Origin of the sequence: Chryseobacterium sp. G0162, assembly GCF_003815715.1 — a bacterium.
GTDB lineage: Bacteria > Bacteroidota > Bacteroidia > Flavobacteriales > Weeksellaceae > Chryseobacterium.
In genome coordinates this window covers 930,294-954,276 of sequence record NZ_CP033922.1, presented here as the reverse complement: position 1 = coordinate 954,276, position 23,983 = coordinate 930,294, and the positions used below count along the sequence as shown (strand labels likewise).

The window sequence follows — 23,983 nt, the reverse complement described above, 5'->3', positions numbered from 1 at the left end:
ATTAATAAGCAAAGATACATAATATTTAATCGAATGACACTTCTCTGTTTTCACCCGTATTCACGATGCTCATTGTGTGGTAGTTAAGGCCATACAGCTCTTCTTCATACACTTCAGGCCACTCAATAATGCATAGAAAAGAGTTATCAAGGTATTCTTCGATTCCAATATCATATACTTCTTCAATGTTTTTTAAGCGGTAAAGATCGAAATGGAATACTTTTCCTTTAGAAGTATTGTATTCATTAACGATAGAATAGGTAGGAGAATTTACTTCGTCCTCGCTTCCCAGATTTTTTAGCAGAAATTGAGAGAAAGTAGTCTTTCCAGCTCCAAGATTTCCCTTAAGCAAAAGGATATTATGTTTTAATTGAGGAAGAATACTGTCAACAACTTCCTGCCAGTCTTCAATTGTATGTATAGTGAATTGCATAGGCTAATTTGTTTGCAAAAATAATGAAATAAGTTTTAGAGTGGAAGGTTTGAGAGTATTAGAGTGAGAAGGTAATAGTGTTTTAGAAGTAAGCAAGTCAATAATATGAAAATTACCATATACGATTTTACCCCATTGTCATTGACTACGTCGAATCTTCGATTTCTGAAGAAGGAAGAACTTCATATATATCTTAGATTCTTCATTTCACTTCTGAACTACGTTCGCAGACCTTCAGCCTGTATTCAGAATGACAAGGTCATAATAAGAAGATTTGTATAAAATTGTATGTCGGCTCCTTATTTTTTAAAGATAAAAAGTGTAGCTGCTTAAGATTTTTTTAGATCCAAACTTTAAACATAATAAGAACATCTAGGTTTTGCGAAAATTTCTAACTCTTCATCTTATGTGAGCTTTTCTGCAGAATTATTTTAAACTTACTTATGTGAACTAAAGTATTTTAAAATAAAACTTTTGTGACTTTTGTGGCTTTGCAAAGTTTAAACAACTTTGTTATTTGATGCCCAAAGTCTATGATTTAAAGTTCACGAACTTTTGGCAAACTTCACAAACTTTTGCTTAAAATACCTAATTTTGCAATATGATTTCGAAGCAGACAATAGACAAAATTTTCTCAACGATACGAGTAGAAGAGATAGTAGGAGAGTACGTTCAGTTGAAGAGAGCAGGGTCTAATTTTAAAGGACTCAGCCCTTTTCACGAGGAAAAGTCTCCTAGTTTTGTAGTCTCTCCAAGTAAGCAGATCTGGAAAGATTTCTCTACAGGAAAAGGAGGGACAGCCATTTCTTTCCTGATGGAAATTGAAAACTTCACTTATCCTGAAGCCCTTCGTCATGCTGCCAAGAAATATGGAATTGAAATAGAGGAAGATCTGCGTGAAATTTCTGAAGAAGCAAAACACGCCCAAACAGAAAAAGATCTGTTATATAAAATTCATGAAGTTGCCAATACTTATTTCCAGGAAATCCTTTGGGATGATGAAGAAGGCAGAAGTATAGGGTTTGCTTATTTTAAGGAAAGAGAGCTTAAGGATGATATTATTAAAAAATTCCAGCTTGGATATTCTCCTGAAAAAAAGAATGCTTTTACTACTTATGCAATAGAGAAAGGGTATACTAAAGAAATTCTTGAAAAATCCGGACTTTCTATTTTTCCCGAAAATACTCCGGCAGGGGTTGACAGATTCCGGGAAAGGGTTATTTTCCCGATTCATAGTTTCTCAGGAAGGGTTTTAGGTTTTGGTGCCAGAATTCTTAAGAATAATGTAAAAACAGCAAAATATCTTAACTCACCGGAAACGGAGATCTATCATAAATCCAATGTTCTTTATGGATTAAACCAAAGTAAGCAGGCTATTTCAAGAAAGAATGGCTGTCTTTTGGTAGAAGGGTATATGGATGTGATCTCACTTCATATGTCCGGAATTGAAAACGTTGTAGCGAGTTCGGGAACTTCCCTGACTACGGAACAGATCAAACTTATCAAGAGACTTACAGAAAACGTAACGATTCTTTTCGATGGAGATAATGCCGGTATTAAAGCTAGTTTCCGAAGTATTGATATGTTGCTGACAGAAGGGATGAACATTCGTGTTCTGCTTTTCCCGGATGGTGATGACCCGGATTCTTTTGCCAGAAAACATCCGCAGGAATATGTAGAAAAATACATCGAAAATGAAGCGATGGATTTCATCGACTTTAAAGCAGAAATTCTGTTGCGGGATGTAGGAAATGATCCTATCAAAAAAGCAGAAGCCATCCGTGATATTGTAAAATCGGTTTCCTTTGTACAGAATGCACTGAAAAGAGAGGTATACCTGAAGGAGGTTTCCAATAAATTCGGACTCTCTGAACAGAGTCTTTTCAATGAACTGGATGTTCAGAAGCAGATTACCCAGAATCAGACCCATCATGTTCAGCAACAACAGAAGGAAAAAGTAGCACCAAAGCTGGAGATTGTTCCTTTGGATAAGGAAAAGGAAGATCCTTTTTTATTCGATGTTCTGTTTATGGAGAATAAACTGGTAGATCATATGCTGATGTTTGGAGATATTGTCCTGAAAAGAAGAAATGAGAATAATGAAGAGTATCAGATTACAGTCATTGAAGAGATTCTTCATCATTTTGAAGAAGAGCAGTACGCATTTTTAGTCAAAGAAAATGAGATCATTATCAATCAGGTAAGAGAGGGAATTCAGAAAGATGAGTTGAGAAGTGGAAACTTTTTTGTATCTTTTATGGACGAGGAAATTACCACAAAGGTTGTAGATGCTTTGATGCCACTGGATGAGCTGGAAAACTGGGCTTCAAGAAACATTTATCCGCCTAATTACGGGGATAAGGTGGCAGATCAGATTCAGGGTGATGTTTTACTGCATAAATACAGATATATTGATTATCTGATCACAGAAACAGCTAAGGAACTGGATCAATATAGCAATACTGATGAAGTAAAATACTATGAGCTGATTAAAAAAATCACTTTGTTGAAACAGGCTTCCATCAGATTAAGTAATATCATTGAATATTCCCCGATCAAAGGAATCTATGGGAATAGAAAAAGATAGGGCAAAGACAAAAAAGTTCCGGATTCTGTGACAAAAAGTCCTATAAAATTTTAGGAATAAATATTGTAATTTAAACGTTGAAAATAGTATTAAAATAATACATAATATAAATATGGACATTAAAAAAGAATTCAGAGATTTCTCTGTAAAACATTTAGGAAACAACGGTCTGGTTACCGATCAGTATATGGGAATGTATGGACCAACGAATCTTACTCCATACATCATGGAAGAAAGAAGATTAAACGTTGCTCAGATGGACGTTTTCTCTCGTTTGATGATGGACAGAATTATCTTTTTGGGAACAGGAATTGACGATCAGGTAGCGAATATCGTTACTGCTCAGCTTTTATTCTTAGAAAGTGCAGATCCTTCTAAAGATATTCAAATCTACATCAATTCTCCTGGTGGTAGTGTGTATGCAGGATTAGGTATTTACGACACTATGCAGATCATTAAGCCGGATGTAGCAACAATCTGTACAGGTATAGCTGCTTCAATGGGAGCTGTATTATTGGTGGCAGGAGAAAAAGGAAAACGTTCTGCACTTAAACACTCAAGAGTTATGATTCACCAGCCTTCAGGAGGAGCTCAGGGAGTTGCTTCTGATATGGAAATCAACTTAAGAGAGATGTTGAAATTGAAGCAGGAGCTTTATGATATTATCGCTCTTCATTCAGGACAGACTTATGAGTGGGTAGAGAAATCTTCCGATAGAGATTACTGGATGACTTCTGAAGAAGCTAAAAACTTCGGAATGGTAGATGAGGTTTTACAGAGATCTACAGAAAAAAAATAATTGATTGTATAATCATATTGAAAAACGCATCCAATTTGGATGCGTTTTTTTTGTTTGCCACGAATGCACGAATTGCTATAACGAAAATAACAATTGAAGACGTGATATTCCCCTCCTCCGGAGGGGTGTCAAAAATTCAAAGAATTTTTGACGGGGTGGTCCAAACCATAGCCCTTTCTACTTCTTCACAATTTTATGCACCGTAGAGCCACTTTTCGTCTTAACCTCAACCCAATAGATTCCGGTATTTAAGGCTTTAAGATTAATCTTTGTTGCCTGTGAAGTCATTACTTTCTGCCCTAAAGAAGAATAAATATTTACTTCTTTCACCTTTTCAGAACTTTCAATCTGAATAAAATCACTCGTTGGATTAGGATAAATATTGAATAAGGCCTTTTTATTTACAGAAGAGACGGATAGTGTAGCGTTACTTGCCTCAGTAGGAGTGAAAGGTCTTCTTTCTCCGAAGCTTAATCCCAACCAGCTATTGTTACTCAATTGTATCTGGCTAAGATCATTCTTTTTCTGCCAGCTGGAAAGATCTTTTCCTGTATATAATTTCCAGTTTTCTGCTCCAGAGTTGTTTCCCGTGAAGGCATTTAATGACAGACTGGAAATTTGATTATTGCCAGAAGTGAAATGGAAATATGAAGCTTGGGATTGAATTAGCTGTAAAGCCTGTGCTGCTGTTATACTGCCATTATATTGAATTCCAAAAACGAAGGAGTTGGCTTCACCATGAGAGTTATTGGTTCCAAAATCTACAACAACAAGACTTTTATTAGTTCCTGTACCAATCCAATTGGTAATTTGAGATGAGGTATACCATTGGGAGCTGTAAGCCGGTACAGGAGCTGATGGTGGAGTGTCGATTTCATCAATACCATAGGTAATACCAAACCACAATCCATCTGTTAAAGCAGTATAACCTACACCATTATTTTGATTGGACATATTCCCGGCATTGGGACCAGACCAGGTAATCCAGTAATCATCTGTACTTGGAGTATGGTTATTGTATGCGAAACTGTATAAAAACCCTGAAGGAATATCAGCCTCTATTGCAGGTTCTGCCGCCGCAATCGCATTAATCATGTCTTCCGCCATTAAATTATTACCATCAAAACGATAGCCCCACGCATAGGAGGCAGGTGTATTAGTGTCATTGAAATCGGCAATGAAGTAAGCCTTTTTGGAGCCGGTTCCTACCCAAAACTTAATGTCGTTTTCAGTGAATTGAGCAAAGAAAAACTGCATACAAAGCAGTAAGAAAAAAAGAGAGATTTTTCTCATAATATAATTAAATTAAAGTTTTATTCCCGAAACTTATTTATTGACAGGATGATTTTTCATCCTGAAATTAAATGGGTATTTAAGGCAGGTCTCCTGGCTCGCATCCTATAGCCAACCTTCCCGGATGTTGATCCAGTGGTATAATTAATAGCTATAGGTAAAAACAGCTTACAGTTGCGGGTACAGCTCAAGATTTGAATAATATTCTCACTTGATTCCCTATTGTGAACAGTGTTCAACCTTAAAAACGGTGCAAATATATCATATAAATTTTTGATGTCTGTTTTGTGAATTACATAGCAATGTTCAGTTTTTTCTGATGTTGAATTGTATTTTTAATAATGGGTTTTATTGATTGATAATGAATTGGGTTTTAATTTTGGGTTTTCGAAGTTAAATTTCAATTTTTATTGTTTATATTGAATTCATCTCAAGGTTATATTGTTAAAATACAATTAGCATTACATTTAAGATCAGTTTATAATCAAGTTATACTTTCGCGCCATAAAAGTTAATATGAAAAAACTACTATTATCTGCTTTGATGATGGCTTCATTATGGTCATGCAGTAAAGATGATGACAACAATGTAAATAACCAGGATATTAATTATTCTAAGCTTCCTCAGGAGTTTCCGTTTTCAAAAATGGCAACAATAAACGGAGTGGATGTTATTAATGGCGGATTTGGATCCGGCGCAGCCGCCCATCCTACAAGAAAAGGAGAATTTTATGTCATTACAGACCGTGGCCCGAACACAGATTACCTAAGTGGGAAAAAGTTTTTAACCCCCAATTTTACACCAACGATAATGCATTTTAAAATTAATGCAGAAGGGAATGTGGAAGTCATTAAATATATTAAACTTAAAAACCCATCCGGTCAGCCTATTACAGGACTTCCAAATCCTGTAGGAATGGGAAGCACGGGAGAAGTGGCTTATGATGCGGCTGGAAATATTCTGGGTACGGATAAATATGGTTTAGACAGTGAAAGTATTGTGGCAGCACCCGACGGGACATTCTGGGTTTCTGATGAATACGGACCACACATCGTTCATTATAACGCTGATGGAGTAGAGTTAGAAAGAATAAGTCCGATTGGGGTAAATACAGGAAACAGAAAACTACCTGCAGTGTTAGCTAAAAGAAGAGCGAACAGAGGGATGGAAGGCCTTTGTATGACTCCGGACGGAAAAACACTGGTAGGAACCATACAATCGATGATGTTTGTTCCTTCAAAGGCGCTGGCAACGAATACAACCTTAACGAGAATCGTAACTTTCGATATCAGTACGGGGCAAACGAAACAATATCTATATAAACAAGATGGTGGAGCTTCCGATTCGGTTTGTGATATTACAGCATTAGGCAATAATGAATTCCTTGTCATTGAAAGAGATGGTAATTTCGGAACACAGGGCGGAATTAAAAAAGTATACAGAATCAACCTAAGTGATGCAACAGATGTAACCGGAACCGACCTTGCAGCGGTAGATGGGATGAAGGTAAACGGAAAAGCCCTGGAGCAGTGTACATGGGATGAGCTTACCAAAGCAGGAATTAAACCTGTTTCAAAAAAAATAGCCGCAGATCTGGTTGCAAAATTAGGATATGAACATGATAAATTTGAAGGGATTGTTTATTTAGGAAACAATAAACTAGCTGTTTTCAATGATGATGATTTTGGGGTGGTAGATGATGGAAACGGAAATCCTAAAGCGAAGATACTACCTAAAACGGGGAAGGTAGACAAGGGAACTATGTATATAGTCGATATTCAATAATTAGATTTTTTTAACGGAAAGCGGCGGGATTTATCCCGCCGCTTTTTATTGTATAGATTAATAGAAATGGACTTTATCCTGTTTTAATAAGAATAGATCTTCCAGAATCTTTGTCATTCCGTCGGAATCTAAAACGGAATGTTTAGAATAGCTGTGTAGAGATTCTTCCTTCGTCAGAATGACAAACTGTATGGTTATTTTTTAGTTTTTAAATTGAATGTTTGAAGAATATATTCAATAGAAACGGGCTTTAGCCCGTTTACATGATCAGTGAAATTTCCATTGGCTTTAGCCAAAACCTAAAAAAGCCCCTACAATTATCTTCCAAGAGTTTTATTTTGCAGAATCTTTGTCATTCCGTCGGAATCTAAAACGGAATGTTTAGAATAGCTGTGTAGAGATTCTTCCTTCGTCAGAATGACAAACTGTATGGTTATTTTTTAGTTTTTAAATTGAATGTTTGAAGAATATATTCAATAGAAACGGGCTTTAGCCCGTTTACATGATCATGAAATTTTCCATTGGCTTTAGCCAAACCTATAAAAGAAGCCCCTGAAAGTAATTCTCAGGGGCTTTTGTATATATATTGTTCTTCTCAATATTAATTGAAAGCCTCAATAATCTTAGAGAAATCCTCCAATTTCAAAGCAGCACCTCCAATCAGACCTCCGTCAATATCAGGCTGAGAGAAGATTTCTTTCGCATTATCAGGTTTCACAGAACCTCCGTAAAGGATGGAAACCTCATCAGCAACCTCTTGCCCATATTTAGCAGCAATGATATTTCTGATGTGTGCATGAATTTCCTGAGCTTGCTCCGGACTTGCTGTTTCTCCTGTTCCGATAGCCCAAACCGGTTCGTAAGCAATAACTACTTTTTTGATCTCTTCAGCAGAAAGCGTGAAAAGAGCTACTTCAGTCTGGTTTTTCACCACTTCAAGGTGTTGTCCTCCTTTTCTTTGTTCAAGAGTTTCTCCGTTACAATAGATTGGAGTAAGACCTCTATCTAAAGCTAATTTTACCTTTCTGTTGCAATGAGAATCTGTTTCTCCGTGGTATTGTCTTCTTTCAGAGTGACCGATTAAAGAACCTGTTGCATCGATAGATTCCAGCATATCCGCAGAAATTTCTCCTGTGTACGCTCCGCTTTCGTGCTCACTCATGTCCTGAGAAAATACCCCGATCTCATCCTTTTCAAAGATGTCTTTAGCCATCATTAAGTATAATGAAGGAGGAGCGATCCAAACCTCACAGTTGGTAGCATTGTTGTTTTTATAGCTTAGCAATTGAATCATTAATTGTTGTGCATCAATTACATTTTTGTTCATTTTCCAGTTGCCTGCAACTATTTTTCTTCTCATAATTATTTTTTATTTAATCTTCGTTTATTTTTGTATCAATAAAAGTATAGGTAGTGTCTTTTTTACCCATCGTTTCAATAGATTGAAACTCAACATCACCAGTAGGTAGTACTTTATAATTATAGATATCAGTAACATTATCAGTGTTATGAAGTTCGTAGTACTTTCCATCTTTAGTCCACCAGCTACCGTTTTCAGTATTCTGTATTACTTCACCATCCTGATTAATGGCTACGAACATTAAGATGCTTTTACCTTTTTCAAGTCTACATGATACCCAATATTTTGAAAGCCCTTCTTGTTGCTGGTTTACCTCAGAACCTTTATAACATCCCATTACTTTTGGATCGTATTCCTTCTTTTGTGCAGTGAGCCCCATTGCAATGGAAAACAGAGCCAAGACTAGTATTTTTCTCATTTAGATTATTTATTAATTCCTTCCAATTTAAACATGAAAGCATAGACCAAAGCAATATCCTTCAGATAATCAAATCTTCCGGAAGCTCCTCCGTGACCGTAATCCATGTCTGTTTTTAACAATAAAACATTTTTATCTGTTTTCATATCTCTAAGTTTCGCCACCCATTTTGCAGGTTCAAAATATTGCACCTGAGAATCATGAAGACCTGTTGTTACCAATAGATTCGGATAGTTTTTCTTTTCTATATTTTCGTAGGGCGAGTATGATTTCATATAGAGATAAGCTTCCTTGTTGTTTGGATTACCCCATTCGTCATATTCGTTGGTTGTTAAAGGAATACTTGTATCAAGCATGGTGTTAATAACATCTACAAAAGGGACCTGTGAAATAACACCGTTCCATAGGTTAGGGCTCATGTTAGCTACAGCTCCCATTAAAAGACCTCCGGCACTTCCTCCCTGAGCATATAAGTGTTTAGGAGAGGTGTATTTCTCTTTTACAAGATATTCTCCGGAATCAATAAAGTCGGTAAATGTATTTTTCTTTTTCATCATTTTCCCGTCTTCGTACCATTGTCTTCCCATTTCCTGTCCTCCACGGATGTGAGTAATAGCATAGGCAAAACCTCTGTCTAAAAGGCTTAATCGATTGCTGTTGAAGGTAGCATCCATAGAGCTTCCGTAAGAGCCGTAAGCATACAGTAATAACGGACTGTTACCATCTTTCTTGAACCCTTTTTTATAAACAATTGAAATAGGAATCTTAGTTCCGTCTTTTGCCGTGGCAAAAAGTCTTTCAGTAGTATAGTTTTCTTTATTATAACCGCCAAGAACTTCCTGTTGTTTCAGAAGAGTTCTTTTTCCGGTCTTTAAGTCTTGTTCATACTGAGAACTTGGAGTAATCATGGAAGTATATCCGAAACGGAAATTATCTGTGTTATACTCAGGATTTCCTGATGGATAAACAGTGTAAGCAGCTTCATCAAATTTCAGAAAATCTTTTTTACCTGTTTTTCTATCATAAATCACTAATTGAGCAAGCCCGTTTTGTCTTTCACTGAACACCAGATAATTTTTAAACTCGGAAATTCCTTCCATCAGAACCTCTTTTCTGTGGGGTATAAAATCTTTCCAGTTCTCAACACCTGTTTTGTTTAAAGGAGTTTCTACAACTTTAAAGTTAAGAGCATCCTTATTGGTGGTGATCAAAAATTTATCTTCCAGTGGAGTGACCTCATACAGGACATCTTTTATTCTAGGCTGGAAAACCTTAAATGTTCCATTGGCATCATTGGCATCAAGATATCTTGTTTCGGAAGAAGTAGTAGCTTGAGAATAGATCATGATGAATTTCTCATTCTTGGATTTTCCTACACCAATATAGTTGGTTTTATCCTTTTCCTCATATACAAGGACATCCTTTGAAGAATCAGTTCCCAGAGTATGTCTGAAAATCTTCTCCGTTAAAAGAGTTTCAGGGTTTTTGGAAGTATAAAATATTGTTTTGTTATCATTCGCCCATGTGGCTGATCCTGTGGTGTTTTTAATGCCAAGATCAACGGTTTTTCCTGTTGACAGATCTTTTAAAAATAATTTATACTGTCTTCGGGATACATCATCCACACCATAAATCATTTTCGTATTATCCGGACTGATGCTGAAGCCTGAAGCTGAATAATAAGAGTGACCCTCAGCCTGTTGGTCTACATCCAGAAGAATTTCTTCAGGAGCAGTAAGGCTGCCTTTTTTTCTACAATATTTAAAATACTGTTTTCCTGCTTCTGTACGGGTATAGTAATAATATCCGTTTTTAAAAACCGGAACCGATTCGTCTTTCTCTTTGATTCTGGCTTTCATTTCCTGGAAAAGCTTTTCTCTGAAAGGTTCTGTATCTTTCATCATGCCTTCCCAATAAGTGTTTTCAGCTTTTAAATAATCAACAACTTTGGTAGAATCTTTTCCTTTTTTGAAATAATCGATCATCCAGTAATAAGGATCATTGACCTTATCACCGTGAATTTCTCTGATATGTTCCTGCTTTTCTGCAACAGGAGCTTTCAAATCCGGAAATTTCTGAGATTGAAATGTAGATGCACTCATTACTAATAATCCTAGGTAAATTTTCTTCATGGTATTTTTTTGTTTTTGGGAGAAATTATAATCCCCATAAGTTTTTCAGCAGAACATAGAAAGTGTGTTCTTCTTCAGTAACCTTATTGTCTGCTTTAATCAGTGACTTGGCAAACTGAACAAACTTTACACGTTCATCCTCTGTAGAATCATCAAGGAAACATCTTCCATGAAATTCAAAGTGATCTTTCCATTCTTCAGGTTGTAAAAGAGCCAATGTTTCCAGCTCATTGTCAAGGTTCATTCTGAAGGGGAATTCATCCGCCAGATATTGCTGTACCAGCATTCCTTCTTCAGGAGCAAACTCTCCGTCTACAGAAGAAAGGATCATTAGTAAGTGGTAACCTGCGATTGATTTATTTGATTTTTGCATAATGTTTAATATTTCTTTATTAAATAGCTTAAGCTATTGCTTTCTAAAATTTTGTCGAGGTATTTACCTCTGCTACTGGACGCTCTTTGGTAAGGAGCAAATCTCTCAGCGACTTCATTGAATTCTTTATTCAGCTGTATAAGTTCTTCAGTCTCATTTTCATTCAGTGTTTTTTGAGAAAATAAGGTGTTGAAATGTATTAATTTTTTTACAGAAATTTCCTTCTTTACAATTTCTTCTTCAGTAGAATTGATGGTACATATTCCATATATCCCGTTACAATAAGCTTCCCATTCACTCTCAAAGATCTCCTCAAGTTTTTCCTGATCATTATTAAAAACATTATGATAGGCAACGTTTCTATCAGGATGCTTCATGAGATTTTGAATGAATTTTTCTCTGAATTCTGCTTTATATGTATGGAAATCTTTCGTTTCTTTATTCTTCTGAATCAATGAAACACAGTTTTTACTAAAGTACTTCTCCGTAATTTCAGCTTGAAATTCATCATTAAGAGGAGAGGTAATTTTTATACTTCTGGAGACTACATAAGAAGCTTCCGGAACCAAATGATTTTTAATAAGTACATTCAGTTTGTCCTTCGTAATTTCTGTTATATCACATAGTTTTTCTTCTGTAATATAATTTCCGCTGATGTATTCAAAATTTGATTCCATAACTTGGCTTATTTAATGTAATCTTTAGCAGGTTGCTTGTTAATTATTTTTCCATTTTGAAGAATCAATACAAATGGATTGCTTCTTGCGATGGTTTTAATGGCAGTACCATCCATCATTGCATTTTTAATCGTTTTGAAAGTATTCTGATCCGTTGAAACTCCGTAGATAAGGGCTCCTTTCTGAGCATTTACTTTAGCTTCTACCTTTTGAAGAAGATCCGCAGAAACCTCTTTCGGATGATAAGAAAATACCAGAATTGCTTTTGGAGCTTTGATGATTTCATCGGTAAGTTCCATTCCTGTAGGATCTTCAATCTTGAATTTTACAATCTCAGATTTATATCCTTCCTTTACAAGAACAGATTCATTTTTTCCATCTTCAATTTTCCATGGAGAACCTTCTGCCCAGTATTTTGTTTCTTTGATGTAATCATCCTGGTTTACCTTTACAACTTCCCCTGTTTTTTGATTTTTAAGGGAGTAAAAAGTCTTGTACTCAGAAGGGTTTTTATTGATTTTTTCTTTCTCCCCTTTAATATCTGTCCCGATTTTATAATCACGGAAATCAATCATTGGTTCATGCATAATTCCCTGAGCCATAATGTAGATCATCACCAGAGAAAACGCAGCGAAAATATAATATTTGAATTTGCCTGTAGATTCTTTTCTGTTAGTACCATATTCATCCGTTTTACGGAAATCTTTTTTATACAAAACAAACAGAAGAATAAGCCCTATAAGGAGGGCTACATCTTTAAAGAAGCTCTGCCAAGGCGTAAATTTAATAGCATCTCCGAAACATCCGCAATCTGTAACCACATTGAAATAGGCAGAATAGAAGGTAAGGAAACCGAAGAACACGCAAAGGGCTATTAAAGCTGATAAGGTAAATTTAAGCTTCATTTTCAGCAGTAGCATAAATCCAAGGAAAAGCTCCAGTACAACAACGATAATTGAAAACAGCAACGCAAATTTTTCAAAAAACGGCATATTGAAGACTGCAGGTGAAAAATACTCCTCCATCTTAAAGGAGAATCCTACCAGATCCACAGCTTTTACAAAGCCGGAAAGGATAAAAATGACAGCAATAATAAAGCGTAATAAACCTTTGATCATGTTAAATAGTTTTGGGGTCGAATTGGTTTTTTTGTTCAGAGAATTTAATCAGGCAGAAAACAGCATAATTCAGCATATCGAAATAATTGGCGTCAAGGCCTTCAGATACAATAGTTTTTCCCTGGTTATCCTCAATTTGTTTGGTTCTTAATACTTTCTGATAAATCAAATCTGTAATTGAAGAGATTCTCATATCCCTCCATGCTTCCCCATAATCATGATTTTTTCTTTCCATTAAAGCCTGAGCCTCCTGGGAATATTTGTCATACAAACTTAAAATTTCTTCTTTGTTTTCATTGAAATCATTGGAAAGCCCTTTTTCAAGCTGAATAAGTCCAATGATAGAGTAGTTGACAATCGCAATAAATTCATCTTCCTCACTTTCATCCACCATTTTTACATCAGTCATTTGCAGTGTACGGATTCTGTTGACTTTGATATAAATCTGATCCGTAATGGAACTGGGTCTTAAAACCCTCCACGCTGGCCCGTAATCCTGTAGCTTTTTACTGAAAAGATCACGACACTGACTGATAATTTTCTCGAACTGTACTGATGTTTTTGACATAAAATTTCTTAATCTTCCAAATATACGAATTCGGTTTTGTTTATGAAACGAGTCTGAGGGGAATCATGTTTGAGAGTTATAGGGTTTTAGAGTAGGAGTGTAAGAGAGTGTGAGAGTATCGGGTGGAAATAAGTAATTAAAGAGATCTAATTTCTGGACATTAGCTTCGCATTCCAAGTGCAAATCACTAATTTTGCAGGAGATAAAATCATTTATCATTCATCATTTATAAACTCCTATGATTTCAAACCCTCAAACCCTCGAACCCTTAAACCCTCAAACCCATTCTATTAACTGTAATGGCCGACTGGTACAACTGGATACTCCAAAGATCATGGGAATCCTGAATCTTACTCCTGATTCATTCTCAGATGGTGGAAAATTTAACAAGGAGAAAAGGGCATTGGAACATGCCGAGAAGTTGTTGAAAGAGGGGGCAGAAATTATTGATATCGGCCCACAGTCTACACGTCCCAACGCTGAGTTTTTGACGAGCGAGGAGGAGATTGATAGGATTGGAAACCGTATTTCTCAGATCAAAAAGACGTTTCCTGAAGTACTGATTTCTTTGGACACATTCTATGCTGAAACGGTAAGATTCGGTTTCAATGAAGGAATAGACATCATTAATGATATTTCAGGCGGCCAATATGATGAGAAAATGTTTGATGTAGCGGCAGAAACAGGACTTCCTTATATTTTGATGCATGTGAATCCATCTTATGAAGCCATGCATGATAAAATAAAGTTTGAAGATATAACATTGGAAGTGAACCGGTATTTTTCTGAAAAGACCGATAAACTGTTACAAAAAGGGGTTAAAGATATTATTCTGGACCCTGGTTTTGGCTTTGGAAAAACGGTAGAAGATCAGATGAAAATGATCAATGAAGTGGAATATCTTGGGTTTGGTAAATTTCCTTTGTTGATCGGAATCTCAAGAAAATCATTTATCTATAAACCTCTTGAGAAATCTCCACTTGATATCAATGAGGAAACGCAGAAATTACACATGAAAGTTTTGGAGCAGGGCGCTAAAATTGTAAGAGTTCATGATGTGGCTGAAGCAAAGGAAACAGTCAATCATTTTTTACAGAAAAAATAAAAAGTGATAAAAAAACTTGTGGGTTTTTAAAAAGTTTATACATTTGCAGTATGAATTTTACGAATCAGAAAAATATTATTGTCATTTCTATTGCAGCTGTTGTCATTTACAACAGTCAGGAAACGGCATTTTAGAATAGATTTTTCTTTAAAATATATAAGCCGTTTCTTATTTGAAGCGGCTTTTTTTTGTTTAATTTTTTAGAGTACAACTATGTATCAGTTATTCGCAGTAATTATTATCGTCATTATTATTCCCTTACGTGTGTGAGACGGAAGATGTATGACTGTACATATATTGAGCCCTCTCACACTGTGAGAGGGCTTTTTTTATTCCCTTTTATTAATTTTTAACCCTCTATAACATGTATTACAACGACGACACGGTCATCTATTTTGATGGAAGCTTTATGAAAGCCAAAGACGCAGGAACCAATCTTTACGGACAATCTCTTCACTACGGATATTCAGTTTTTGAAGGCATTAAATCTTACAGCACGGCTCATGGAACCAGAATTTTCAAGGCAAAAGAACATTATGAAAGATTGAAAAGATCAGCAGAACTCATGCATATTCCCTTCAATTATTCCGTAGATCAGCTTACAGAGCTTACTTATGAACTATTGGAGTTGAATGGCTTTGCAGATGCGTATATCCGTCCTCTGATCACCTGTTCGCCCAATATGTCACTTTCAAAAGGCAAAGAATCTTACCTATCCCTCTTGGCTTGGGAATGGAGCAACGGCTATCTCGCAGATAAAATGAAGATCATGACTTCTGGTTTTCAGCGTCCCAATCCTAAGGCCTTTAAAGTAGAAGCCAAAGTCGGCGGACATTATGTGAATTCAATTTTAGCTTGTCAGGATGCAAAGGACAAAGGGTATGATGAAGCTTTAGTACTCGATGAAAATGGAAATGTGGCAGAAAGTTCAGGGGCCAATGTTTTTTATGAAAAAGACGGGACATTATTTACTCCGGCAAAGGGAAGTATTCTTCCCGGAATTACCCGTCAGACTGTCTTTGAAATATGTGATGAACTGAATATTCCGGTTAAGGAAACCTTCTTTAAACCTGAAGAAATGAGAGGTGCTGATGCTGCATTTTTCTGTGGTACGGCGGCTGAGATTGTGGCATTGGATTCATTGGATGATGTGCCTTTCACTAAAGAATGGGAAGATACAGCAAGTGAAAAAGTACAACAGGCTTATTTGAAATTAGTAAGAGTTTTGTCATTGTAAATTTTTAAATTTTAAATTATTGATTATTAATATGATATGTCTTTTTTCTGAACGATTGGATATTGTAGTTTTCCTGAAAATTGAAAATGAGGAAAATATTACAAGCAGTAGTTTTGAATGAAATTTAAACAAAAAAAGATCATTTTAAGAGATAATAAGAATAGTAAATGTGGGATAATATGTTAAATAAATATTCAAAAACATTCACACAAAATAGTGAACAGCCAGCCGCAAAAGCAATGCTATACGGGATTGGTTTTACAGAAGAGGACATGCAGAAAGCACAAATCGGCATTGCAAGTATGGGCTATGATGGAAATACCTGTAATATGCACCTCAACGATCTAGCCAGGGTGGTGAAGAAAGGGACATGGAATCATGGATTGGCAGGGCTGATTTTTAACACGATTGGAGTAAGTGATGGGATGAGCAACGGAACTGATGGGATGCGCTATTCACTCGTAAGCAGAGATGTGATTGCAGACAGCATTGAAGCTATTTGTGGAGCCCAGTATTATGACGGACTTATTGCTTTACCCGGATGTGATAAAAATATGCCGGGAACTATCATTGCAATGGGAAGACTGAATAGACCATCACTGATGGTATACGGTGGAACCATTGCCCCAGGATGCTACAAAGGAGAAACTTTAAATATTGTTTCAGCTTTTGAAGCCTTAGGGAAAAAGATTGCAGGAGAGATCTCTGAAGAAGACTTTGATGGGGTGGTCAAAAATTCCTGCCCCGGGGCAGGTGCATGTGGCGGAATGTATACGGCTAATACAATGGCATCTGCAATAGAAGCACTGGGAATGAGCCTGCCGTACTCATCTTCTAATCCGGCTTTAAGCAAAGAAAAACAGGATGAATGTCTGGAAGCCGGAAAATACATAAAGATTCTTTTGGAAAAAGATATTAAACCCTCAGACATTATGACCCGAAAGGCTTTTGAAAATGCCCTTCGTGTGATTGTTGTTTTAGGGGGTAGTACCAATGCTGTTCTTCATTTTATTGCCATGGCCAAAAGTGTAGGAGTGTCCCTTACTCAGGATGATTTTCAGACCATGAGCGATGGTACCCCTATGTTGGCAGATCTTAAACCCAGTGGGAAATACCTGATGCAGGATTTACATGAGCATGGTGGAATACCTTCCGTAATGAAATATCTGTTGGAAGAGGGTTTGTTACATGGAGATTGTCTTACTGTTACAGGAAAAACACTGGCTGAAAACTTAGAACATATTCCGACGCTGGATTTTAATACCCAGAAGATTATAAGACCCTTATCAAGCCCTATAAAACCTACCGGGCATTTAAGAATTCTATATGGAAACCTTGCTGAAAAAGGAAGTGTTGCCAAAATAACAGGTAAAGAAGGAGAGCGGTTTGTAGGAAAAGCCCGCGTATTCGACGGAGAGAAGAACCTCATCAAAGGAATTGCAGACGGAACAGTACAACACGGAGATGTGATTGTGATCCGTAACGAAGGGCCTAAAGGAGCTCCCGGAATGCCGGAAATGTTGAAGCCTACAAGTGCTTTGATAGGCGCAGGGTTAGGAAGCAGTGTCGCTTTGATTACGGATGGCAGGTTCAGTGGTGGAACTCATGGTTTCGTGGTGGGGCATATCACTCCCGAAGCTCATGAAGGTGGTCTGATAGCCTTTGTAGAAGATAATGATCTTATAGAAATAGATGCTATACGCAATACGATACAACTTAAGGTTTCAGAAGAAGAAATCAAAAAAAGAAAGGAAGGCTGGCAAAAACCTGCTCTGAAAGTTAAGAAAGGATTGCTCTATAAATATGCATTAACCGTATCATCCGCTGCTGAAGGCTGTGTAACGGATGAAATTTAACCTCAAACATCATGAAGAATTTAAATCAATCAACAGCAACAGAACTGAGCGGAAGCCGGATTATTCTTGAAGCATTTCTTCAGGAAGGCGTGAAAACTGTTTTCGGGTATCCCGGCGGGGCAATCATTCCTATTTATGATGCGCTTTATGATTATAAAGATCAGTTGGAGCATATTCTTGTTCGTCATGAGCAGGCAGCTGTACATGCAGCACAAGGATTGGCCAGGGTTTCCGGAAAAGTAGGAGTCGTTATGGCTACCAGTGGTCCGGGGGCTACCAATCTTGTGACAGGATTAGCAGATGCTTTATTGGATAATACACCATTGGTATGCATTACGGGACAGGTGTTTGAACATCTTTTGGGAACAGACGCGTTTCAGGAAATTGATGTGATGAACATTACAAGCCCTGTTACCAAATGGAATTACCAGGTAACAGATGCCAATGAGTTGCCCGAAGTTCTGGCAAAAGCATTTTATATTGCAAAATCGGGTCGACCGGGGCCGGTACTTATTGATATTACAAAAAATGCCCAGTTACAGAAAGCTTCATACAAAGGATATCATCCTTGTCATTCCTTAAGAAGTTATAAACCTGATCCTGTTCCATCGCTGGAAAGTATTGAACAGGCAGCGGAACTTATTAACCATGCAGAACGTCCTTTCATTATTGCCGGGCAGGGAATTATGCTGGGGAAAGCAGAGCGTGAGTTCTTGGAGTTTGCTGAAAAATCAGGAATTCCGGTAGCGTGGACTGTTTTAGGAATGGGTGTTCTTCCTACAGATCATCCACAGGCAGTTGGAATGGTAGGAATGCATGGAAATTACGGCCCTAATATTCTTACCAATCAATGTGATGTACTGATTACCATAGGAATGCGTTTTGATGACCGGGTGACCGGAAGGCTGGATCAATATGCAAAGCAGGCCAAGATTATTCACCTGGAAATTGACTCATCGGAAATCAATAAAAATGTAAAAGTGGATGTTCCGGTTCTCGGAAATTGTAAAGAAACCTTGCCACTTCTTACAGCATTGATCCAAAAAAGAGAACATCCGGAATGGCATCAAAGGTTTAAAGACTGCATGGAAGTTGAAAGCATCAATCTCATCAATGATGAGCTGTATCCTAAGGAAGAAGAGATCACGATGGGAGAGGTGATCAGATGTCTCAATGAAATCACAAAAGGGGAAGCGGTTATTGTAACCGATGTAGGACAGCATCAGATGATAACATGCAGGTATTCCAATTTTCAACATTCAAGAACCAATATTACCAGTGGTGGATTGGGAACCATGGGGTTTTGTCTTCCTGCGGCAATAGGAGCAACTTATGGAGAGCATCATTTCCCTGTTATTGCAGTAATGGGAGATGGTGGAGCTCAGATGAATATTCAGGAATTGGGAACGATTATGCAGTATCATCCTGAAGTTAAAATTTTAATCCTGAATAACAGCTATCTGGGAATGGTAAGACAGTGGCAGGAGCTGTTTCATGAAGAGCGCTATTCTTCCGTGGAAATTCAGAGTCCGGAGTTTGTAAAGGTAGCAAACGGCTATCATATTCAGGGAAGGAAAGTGACCCAGAGAGAAGACCTAAAAGAAGCGCTTGATGAAATGCTTACTCATAAAGGTGCATTTCTGCTGGAAGTAATGACAGGAAAAAAACACAATGTTTTTCCGATGATTCCTCAGGGGAAAAGTGTTTCGGAGATTGTATTAAATAATCAACCATAAAATAAATAGAAAATATGAAAACAGAAAATAAAGAATATACCATAACAGCCTATACAGAAGATTGTTTGGGACTGATTAGCAGGATCAACGCTATTTTTTCAAGAAGGAGAATTTCGATGACAAATTTTAATATGGGACCCTCTGAAACGGAGAACATAAAAAAGTTTGTGATTACGATCAGAGAATCCGAAGAATCTGTTCAGAAGATCACCAGACAAATGGAAAAACAAGTAGATGTACTGGAGGTTCATTATCATAAAAATCCATATTTCACAGCAATAGAACACGCTAGCTAAGGCGAAATCAAAATTATAAACAATAAAATAAAATTATAGAAAATGGCAAAATTAAATTTCGGAGGAGTAGAGGAAAACGTAGTAACAAGAGAAGAATTTTCGTTGAAAAAAGCTCAGGAAGTATTAAAAGATGAAGTAGTAGCGGTAATCGGGTATGGTGTACAGGGGCCGGGACAGGCACTGAACCAGAAAGACAATGGAATTAATGTGATTGTAGGACAAAGAAAAAATTCTAAATCCTGGGATAAAGCAGTGGCGGATGGCTTTGTTCCGGGTGAAACTTTATTTGAAATAGAAGAAGCTTTAGAAAAAGGAACGATTATCTGTTATCTGTTGAGTGATGCTGCGCAGATTGAATACTGGCCAAAAGTAAAGCAACATCTTACCCCTGGAAAAGCTTTGTATTTCTCTCATGGGTTTGGAATTACCTTTAATGAACGTACAGGAATTGTTCCTCCGGCAGATGTAGATGTCTTTTTGGTAGCTCCAAAGGGGTCAGGAACTTCATTAAGAAGAATGTTCCTTCAGGATAGAGGACTGAATAGCAGTTTTGCCGTTTATCAAGATGCAACAGGAAAAGCAAGAGAAAGAGTAACGGCTCTGGGAATTGCCATAGGAAGCGGATATTTATTTGAAACAGACTTTAAAAAAGAAGTGTATAGCGATCTTGCCGGAGAAAGAGGAACCTTAATGGGAGCGGTACAAGGAATATTTGCAGCACAATATGATGTTTTGAGAAAAAATGGTCACAGCCCATCAGAAGCTTTCAACGAAACGGTAGAAGAACTTACCCAATCATTGATGCCACTGGTAGCAGAAAATGGAATGGATTGGATGTATGCGAATTGCAGTACGACTGCTCAAAGAGGAGCTTTGGATTGGTGGAAGCGTTTCAGAGATGCAACTTCGCCTTTATTTGAAGAATTGTATGATAATGTGGCTAAAGGAAATGAAGCACAAAGGTCCATTGACAGTAACAGTAAGCCTGATTACCGGGAAAAACTGGAAGTTGAATTAACAGAATTGAGAGAGAGTGAAATGTGGAAGGCAGGAAAAACTGTACGAAGCCTGAGACCAGAAAATAATTAATATCAAAAGAAAAATGAAGACGGGAGAAACCTATTTATCTGTATTGGATAAAGTTTACCAAGCGGCCGAAAGACTTAAAAATGTTTGTGTCAGAACTCCTTTAGCTGTTAATAATAATTTATCAGGAGTTTATAATGCTCAAGTACACTTCAAAAGAGAAGACCTTCAAAGAGTAAGGTCTTATAAAATTCGTGGGGCTTATAACAAAATGTCAACCATGCCAGAGGAAGAACTTTCCAAGGGAATTGTTTGTGCCAGTGCAGGAAATCATGCTCAGGGAGTTGCTTTTGCATGCAGTACCATGAAAGTGAAAGGAACTATTTTTATGCCTTTACCCACTCCGGGTCAAAAACTGGAGCAGGTTAAAATGTTTGGTGGGAACTACATTGATGTTGTTTTGCAGGGAGATACCTTTGATGAAGCAAAAGATGCTGCGATGAGGTTTTGTAATGAAAATGACGGAACATTCATCCATCCATTTGATGATCCTGCGATTATTGAAGGGCAGGCCACAACAGCATTGGAAATCCTTGAACAGTCTGATGAATCCATTGATTATCTTTTTGTACCAATAGGAGGTGGTGGATTGGCGGCAGGCATTTGTTCCGTCTTTAAAGAATTGTCTCCCCAAACCAAAATCATTGGAGTAGAACCTTCCGCAGCGGCAAGCATGAAAAAGGCTCTGGAAAATGGTAAACCCGTTCACCTTGAAAAGATAAGCCGTTTTGTAGATGGTGCAGCAGTGCAAAAGGTAGGGAGTCTCACGTTTGAATTTTGTAAAAATAGATTGTATGATGTAGTTACGGTAGAAGAGGGGCTTGTATGTGAAACGATTCTTTCCTTATATAATAAAGATGCTATTGTGGTGGAGCCGGCCGGTGCTCTTGCTGTGGCTGCCTTGGAAAAGTATAAAGATAAGATTGAAGGAAAAAATGTGGTTTGCATTATCAGTGGAAGCAATAATGATATTACCAGAATGGAAGAAATTAAGGAGAAAGCTTTGCTGTATGCTAACTTAAAACATTATTTTCTGGTAAGGTTTCCACAGCGTCCCGGAGCTTTGAAAACCTTTGTGATGGATGTGCTTGGGCCTAATGATGATATTACTTTTTTTGAATATACCCAGAAAAATTCAAAAGAAAAAGGAATTGCAGTAGTAGGAATTGCACTGAAACAAAAAGAGGACTTCACACCACTAATGGACAACATGAAAAGGCAGGATTTTTTTGTCAACTACCTGAACAATGATCCGTCTTTGATGAATCTGCTGATTTAGTTGTTATAAAGATGATTCTAAAATCTAACCCTATTTTTATTAACCACGAATGCCCTAATAATTTTATTGGTGTACCCGTGGAATTAAAACAAAAAAAATCCGGCTCACTGAAGTGAGCCGGATTTGGTCATTTTATCGTTCAAGCGTAAAATTTGAAATTATTTTCGGACGTTCAGTCTCATTGGCAACTTTCCAGGAAGTTCTGTACATCCATTCTGTCATTTTATATAATTTCTTGTAATTGATGTTTTCAGATTCATCCTGTGGAGTGTGGTACTGATCATGCAGTACACTGGTGAAGAATATGGCGGGAATACCCACTTTAGCATACGGAAGATGGTCACTTCTGAAATAAAAATATTCAGCATGATTAGGGGAATCCCAATCTTTTAAATATTTAAACTTGGTACTCTCGTTATTGGCATCTTCAGCCATTTTTACAAGTTCCTCAGAGTTTTTATGGGGAGCATTTCCTCCTAATAAAGCCGCTTCATTATTATCATTTCTTCCGATCATATCACCATTTAACACAGCTACAATACTCTCCTTCGGAACTACGGGGTGAGAAGCATGCCATCTTGAACCTAGTAAACCTCTTTCTTCAGCCCCATGGAAGACAAACAGGATACTTCTTTTTCCTGGTTGCTTTTTGTAAGCTCTTGCCATAGCTAACATCGCGACGCAGGTACTGGCATTATCATCAGCACCGTTGTAAATGGTGTCATTTTTTACAGGATGTCTGATCCCGTCATGATCCTGATGTCCGCTTAATAAAACATATTCTTTTTTAAGAACAGGATCTGTTCCTTCAATTTCCCCAATGATGTTTACTGAAGGATATTTGTACGTTTCAGTCATCAGGTTAAGAGCAACTTTAGGGTTGTTTTTTACCCAGGCAGCATTCTCTTTTTTGATCCAAAGAACAGGAATATTGTTCGTTATTTTTTCTCTAAGTCCTTCTACACCATAGGTTCCTCTGGTCATTTGAGGAAGAACTTCTACCCAGCTTTTTTCAGAAATATCATCTGTGATGAAAATGATTGCTTTTGCTCCCAGTTCAGTCGCTTTGTTGTAGTATTTTGTTCTCACAAATCCTGGATATCTTCTTACAAAAAGAGTCATTTCTTTATCAATGTTTTTGTCAGAAGCATTTACTGCAAGAACTTTTCCTTTAAGGTTGAGTTTAGAAAGATCTTCCGGCTCTGTATTTCCTGCATATACAACTTCAGCATCTATAGAAGCGTTGACAGGTTCCGCAACAAGAAAATCCTTCCATAATTTCAATGGAGTATCTCCGATTTTTAAACTGCTTTGTGGAGTAGTCTGATGTCTGTACATATCAAAAAACTGGAAAAAAGTTCCATGATCACCCGCTGGCTTCATTCCAGCCTCCTTGGCTTTATCTGCTAACCACATCGATACTTTTAACTCATCCAGTGTTCCTGCTTCACGGCCCCAGAACTGATCCGCAGCCAGTTCATACATATCTTTCCTGAGATCAGCTTCTTTGATGGCTGAAACTAAAGGCTTTTTATAGCTCTGAGCATTTCCGATACTGAATACAAGGAGACCCAGTAAAGAAAAAATATAATTCTTATTCATTGGCTTTTAATTTAGGCTACCAAGTTTATCAGCAAACTGTTTGGAGAACTCTTTTCTATCTTCTTCCAGTTTTTCTGCATCAGCTGGTAAAATATAGTTGAAAAGGATCTTATCCTCTTTATCTAAAAATATAATTTCTTTTTCATTCCCATCAATCATCTGTGAGAAAATAGCCCACATGGAAGTATCTTTTAATTTTAATAATTCAAAAAAGTCTTCCGCTTTTATTTCTATTCTTTGCAT

The 23,983-nt window shown here is 37.2% G+C and carries 21 protein-coding genes and 1 riboswitch; of the genes, 10 read left to right on the top strand and 11 right to left on the bottom strand.

Features of this window, described 5'->3' with window-relative positions:
* Window positions 1-25: 25 nt before the first annotated feature.
* Entirely contained in the window at window positions 26-433 is a 408-nt protein-coding gene (gene tsaE / locus EG344_RS04375; RefSeq protein ID WP_123908486.1) for a tRNA (adenosine(37)-N6)-threonylcarbamoyltransferase complex ATPase subunit type 1 TsaE, read from the bottom strand.
* 601 nt (window positions 434-1,034) lie between these two features.
* Here tsaE and dnaG point away from each other — a divergent pair.
* The gene (gene dnaG, locus EG344_RS04370) at window positions 1,035-3,020 is read left to right on the top strand and encodes a DNA primase (protein WP_123908485.1); all 1,986 of its coding nucleotides are present in this window, start codon (window positions 1,035-1,037) and stop codon (window positions 3,018-3,020) included.
* 112 nt (window positions 3,021-3,132) lie between these two features.
* Window positions 3,133-3,819: an ATP-dependent Clp endopeptidase proteolytic subunit ClpP gene (clpP, locus tag EG344_RS04365; RefSeq protein WP_123908484.1), complete on the top strand. Its 687-nt coding sequence runs from the start codon at window positions 3,133-3,135 to the stop codon at window positions 3,817-3,819.
* A 177-nt stretch (window positions 3,820-3,996) separates the two neighbouring features.
* On the opposite strand, the gene EG344_RS04360 is transcribed toward clpP, so the two are convergent.
* Window positions 3,997-5,112: a T9SS type A sorting domain-containing protein gene (locus tag EG344_RS04360; protein ID WP_123908483.1), complete on the bottom strand. Its 1,116-nt coding sequence runs from the start codon at window positions 5,110-5,112 to the stop codon at window positions 3,997-3,999.
* 65 nt (window positions 5,113-5,177) lie between these two features.
* A riboswitch (cobalamin riboswitch) is annotated at window positions 5,178-5,371 on the bottom strand.
* 257 nt (window positions 5,372-5,628) lie between these two features.
* On the opposite strand from EG344_RS04360, the gene EG344_RS04355 reads away from it, so the two are divergent.
* Entirely contained in the window at window positions 5,629-6,897 is a 1,269-nt protein-coding gene (locus tag EG344_RS04355; RefSeq protein ID WP_123908482.1) for an esterase-like activity of phytase family protein, read from the top strand.
* 601 nt (window positions 6,898-7,498) lie between these two features.
* Here EG344_RS04355 and tpiA read toward each other — a convergent pair.
* The 7 genes from tpiA to EG344_RS04320 are packed head-to-tail and all read right to left on the bottom strand — an operon-like array spanning window position 7,499 to window position 13,543.
* Complete coding sequence (gene tpiA, locus EG344_RS04350) at window positions 7,499-8,257, bottom strand: triose-phosphate isomerase (protein WP_123908481.1); 759 nt, start codon at window positions 8,255-8,257, stop codon at window positions 7,499-7,501.
* Between the two features lie 13 nt (window positions 8,258-8,270).
* The gene (locus EG344_RS04345) at window positions 8,271-8,675 is read right to left on the bottom strand and encodes a hypothetical protein (protein ID WP_123908480.1); all 405 of its coding nucleotides are present in this window, start codon (window positions 8,673-8,675) and stop codon (window positions 8,271-8,273) included.
* Between the two features lie 5 nt (window positions 8,676-8,680).
* On the bottom strand, window positions 8,681-10,807 hold the full coding sequence (locus EG344_RS04340) for a S9 family peptidase (RefSeq protein WP_123908479.1): 2,127 nt from the start codon (window positions 10,805-10,807) through the stop codon (window positions 8,681-8,683).
* A 25-nt stretch (window positions 10,808-10,832) separates the two neighbouring features.
* The gene (locus EG344_RS04335; RefSeq protein ID WP_123908478.1) at window positions 10,833-11,180 is read right to left on the bottom strand and encodes a TerB family tellurite resistance protein; all 348 of its coding nucleotides are present in this window, start codon (window positions 11,178-11,180) and stop codon (window positions 10,833-10,835) included.
* Between the two features lie 5 nt (window positions 11,181-11,185).
* Window positions 11,186-11,857 carry a DUF6058 family natural product biosynthesis protein gene (locus EG344_RS04330; RefSeq protein WP_123908477.1) on the bottom strand — a complete coding sequence of 224 codons (672 nt, stop codon included), beginning with the start codon at window positions 11,855-11,857 and terminating at the stop codon, window positions 11,186-11,188.
* 8 nt (window positions 11,858-11,865) lie between these two features.
* Window positions 11,866-12,975 carry a BT_3928 family protein gene (locus EG344_RS04325; RefSeq protein WP_123908476.1) on the bottom strand — a complete coding sequence of 370 codons (1,110 nt, stop codon included), beginning with the start codon at window positions 12,973-12,975 and terminating at the stop codon, window positions 11,866-11,868.
* A 1-nt stretch (window position 12,976) separates the two neighbouring features.
* Complete coding sequence (locus tag EG344_RS04320; RefSeq protein WP_123908475.1) at window positions 12,977-13,543, bottom strand: DUF1599 domain-containing protein; 567 nt, start codon at window positions 13,541-13,543, stop codon at window positions 12,977-12,979.
* Window positions 13,544-13,781: 238 nt separating this feature from the next.
* Here EG344_RS04320 and folP point away from each other — a divergent pair, with 238 nt between their 5' ends.
* The 7 genes from folP (at window position 13,782) to ilvA (ending at window position 22,138) form a co-directional block, all read left to right on the top strand.
* A complete protein-coding gene (folP, locus tag EG344_RS04315; protein WP_410493992.1) occupies window positions 13,782-14,648 on the top strand; it encodes a dihydropteroate synthase in 867 nt (288 codons plus the stop codon).
* Window positions 14,649-15,012: 364 nt separating this feature from the next.
* Window positions 15,013-15,885, top strand: a complete 873-nt coding sequence (gene ilvE, locus EG344_RS04310) for a branched-chain-amino-acid transaminase (protein WP_123908474.1) — start codon at window positions 15,013-15,015, stop codon at window positions 15,883-15,885.
* Window positions 15,886-16,064: 179 nt separating this feature from the next.
* A complete protein-coding gene (gene ilvD, locus EG344_RS04305; protein ID WP_185145589.1) occupies window positions 16,065-17,741 on the top strand; it encodes a dihydroxy-acid dehydratase in 1,677 nt (558 codons plus the stop codon).
* A gap of 11 nt (window positions 17,742-17,752) precedes the next feature.
* Entirely contained in the window at window positions 17,753-19,477 is a 1,725-nt protein-coding gene (gene ilvB / locus EG344_RS04300) for a biosynthetic-type acetolactate synthase large subunit (RefSeq protein WP_123908472.1), read from the top strand.
* A gap of 14 nt (window positions 19,478-19,491) precedes the next feature.
* Window positions 19,492-19,773, top strand: a complete 282-nt coding sequence (locus tag EG344_RS04295; RefSeq protein ID WP_123908471.1) for an ACT domain-containing protein — start codon at window positions 19,492-19,494, stop codon at window positions 19,771-19,773.
* Window positions 19,774-19,815: 42 nt separating this feature from the next.
* Window positions 19,816-20,862 (top strand): ketol-acid reductoisomerase, encoded by a 1,047-nt coding sequence (gene ilvC, locus EG344_RS04290; protein WP_123908470.1) that lies wholly within the window; start codon window positions 19,816-19,818, stop codon window positions 20,860-20,862.
* Window positions 20,863-20,875: 13 nt separating this feature from the next.
* Window positions 20,876-22,138, top strand: a complete 1,263-nt coding sequence (gene ilvA, locus EG344_RS04285) for a threonine ammonia-lyase IlvA (protein WP_123908469.1) — start codon at window positions 20,876-20,878, stop codon at window positions 22,136-22,138.
* Window positions 22,139-22,270: 132 nt separating this feature from the next.
* Here the strand turns inward: ilvA and EG344_RS04280 are convergent, their stop codons facing one another.
* Both EG344_RS04280 and EG344_RS04275 read right to left on the bottom strand, forming a co-directional pair.
* Window positions 22,271-23,740: a M28 family peptidase gene (locus EG344_RS04280; RefSeq protein ID WP_123908468.1), complete on the bottom strand. Its 1,470-nt coding sequence runs from the start codon at window positions 23,738-23,740 to the stop codon at window positions 22,271-22,273.
* A gap of 6 nt (window positions 23,741-23,746) precedes the next feature.
* Window positions 23,747-23,983, bottom strand: a complete 237-nt coding sequence (locus EG344_RS04275) for a hypothetical protein (RefSeq protein WP_123908467.1) — start codon at window positions 23,981-23,983, stop codon at window positions 23,747-23,749.

Excerpts from the sequence above, each read along its gene's own strand:
- EG344_RS04355 (WP_123908482.1), top strand. The coding sequence starts at position 5,629 with ATGAAAAAACTACTATTATCTGCTTTGATGATGGCTTCATTATGGTCA.
- ilvC (WP_123908470.1), top strand. The coding sequence starts at position 19,816 with ATGGCAAAATTAAATTTCGGAGGAGTAGAGGAAAACGTAGTAACAAGA.
- EG344_RS04325 (WP_123908476.1), bottom strand. The coding sequence starts at position 12,975 with ATGATCAAAGGTTTATTACGCTTTATTATTGCTGTCATTTTTATCCTT.
- EG344_RS04320 (WP_123908475.1), bottom strand. The coding sequence starts at position 13,543 with ATGTCAAAAACATCAGTACAGTTCGAGAAAATTATCAGTCAGTGTCGT.
- tsaE (WP_123908486.1), bottom strand. The coding sequence starts at position 433 with ATGCAATTCACTATACATACAATTGAAGACTGGCAGGAAGTTGTTGAC.
- EG344_RS04280 (WP_123908468.1), bottom strand. The coding sequence starts at position 23,740 with ATGAATAAGAATTATATTTTTTCTTTACTGGGTCTCCTTGTATTCAGT.
- EG344_RS04295 (WP_123908471.1), top strand. The coding sequence starts at position 19,492 with ATGAAAACAGAAAATAAAGAATATACCATAACAGCCTATACAGAAGAT.
- EG344_RS04330 (WP_123908477.1), bottom strand. The coding sequence starts at position 11,857 with ATGGAATCAAATTTTGAATACATCAGCGGAAATTATATTACAGAAGAA.
- EG344_RS04360 (WP_123908483.1), bottom strand. The coding sequence starts at position 5,112 with ATGAGAAAAATCTCTCTTTTTTTCTTACTGCTTTGTATGCAGTTTTTC.
- ilvB (WP_123908472.1), top strand. The coding sequence starts at position 17,753 with ATGAAGAATTTAAATCAATCAACAGCAACAGAACTGAGCGGAAGCCGG.
- clpP (WP_123908484.1), top strand. The coding sequence starts at position 3,133 with ATGGACATTAAAAAAGAATTCAGAGATTTCTCTGTAAAACATTTAGGA.
- ilvA (WP_123908469.1), top strand. The coding sequence starts at position 20,876 with ATGAAGACGGGAGAAACCTATTTATCTGTATTGGATAAAGTTTACCAA.
- dnaG (WP_123908485.1), top strand. The coding sequence starts at position 1,035 with ATGATTTCGAAGCAGACAATAGACAAAATTTTCTCAACGATACGAGTA.
- EG344_RS04335 (WP_123908478.1), bottom strand. The coding sequence starts at position 11,180 with ATGCAAAAATCAAATAAATCAATCGCAGGTTACCACTTACTAATGATC.
- tpiA (WP_123908481.1), bottom strand. The coding sequence starts at position 8,257 with ATGAGAAGAAAAATAGTTGCAGGCAACTGGAAAATGAACAAAAATGTA.
- ilvD (WP_185145589.1), top strand. The coding sequence starts at position 16,065 with ATGTTAAATAAATATTCAAAAACATTCACACAAAATAGTGAACAGCCA.
- EG344_RS04275 (WP_123908467.1), bottom strand. The coding sequence starts at position 23,983 with ATGCAAAGAATAGAAATAAAAGCGGAAGACTTTTTTGAATTATTAAAA.
- EG344_RS04345 (WP_123908480.1), bottom strand. The coding sequence starts at position 8,675 with ATGAGAAAAATACTAGTCTTGGCTCTGTTTTCCATTGCAATGGGGCTC.
- folP (WP_410493992.1), top strand. The coding sequence starts at position 13,782 with ATGATTTCAAACCCTCAAACCCTCGAACCCTTAAACCCTCAAACCCAT.
- EG344_RS04340 (WP_123908479.1), bottom strand. The coding sequence starts at position 10,807 with ATGAAGAAAATTTACCTAGGATTATTAGTAATGAGTGCATCTACATTT.
- ilvE (WP_123908474.1), top strand. The coding sequence starts at position 15,013 with ATGTATTACAACGACGACACGGTCATCTATTTTGATGGAAGCTTTATG.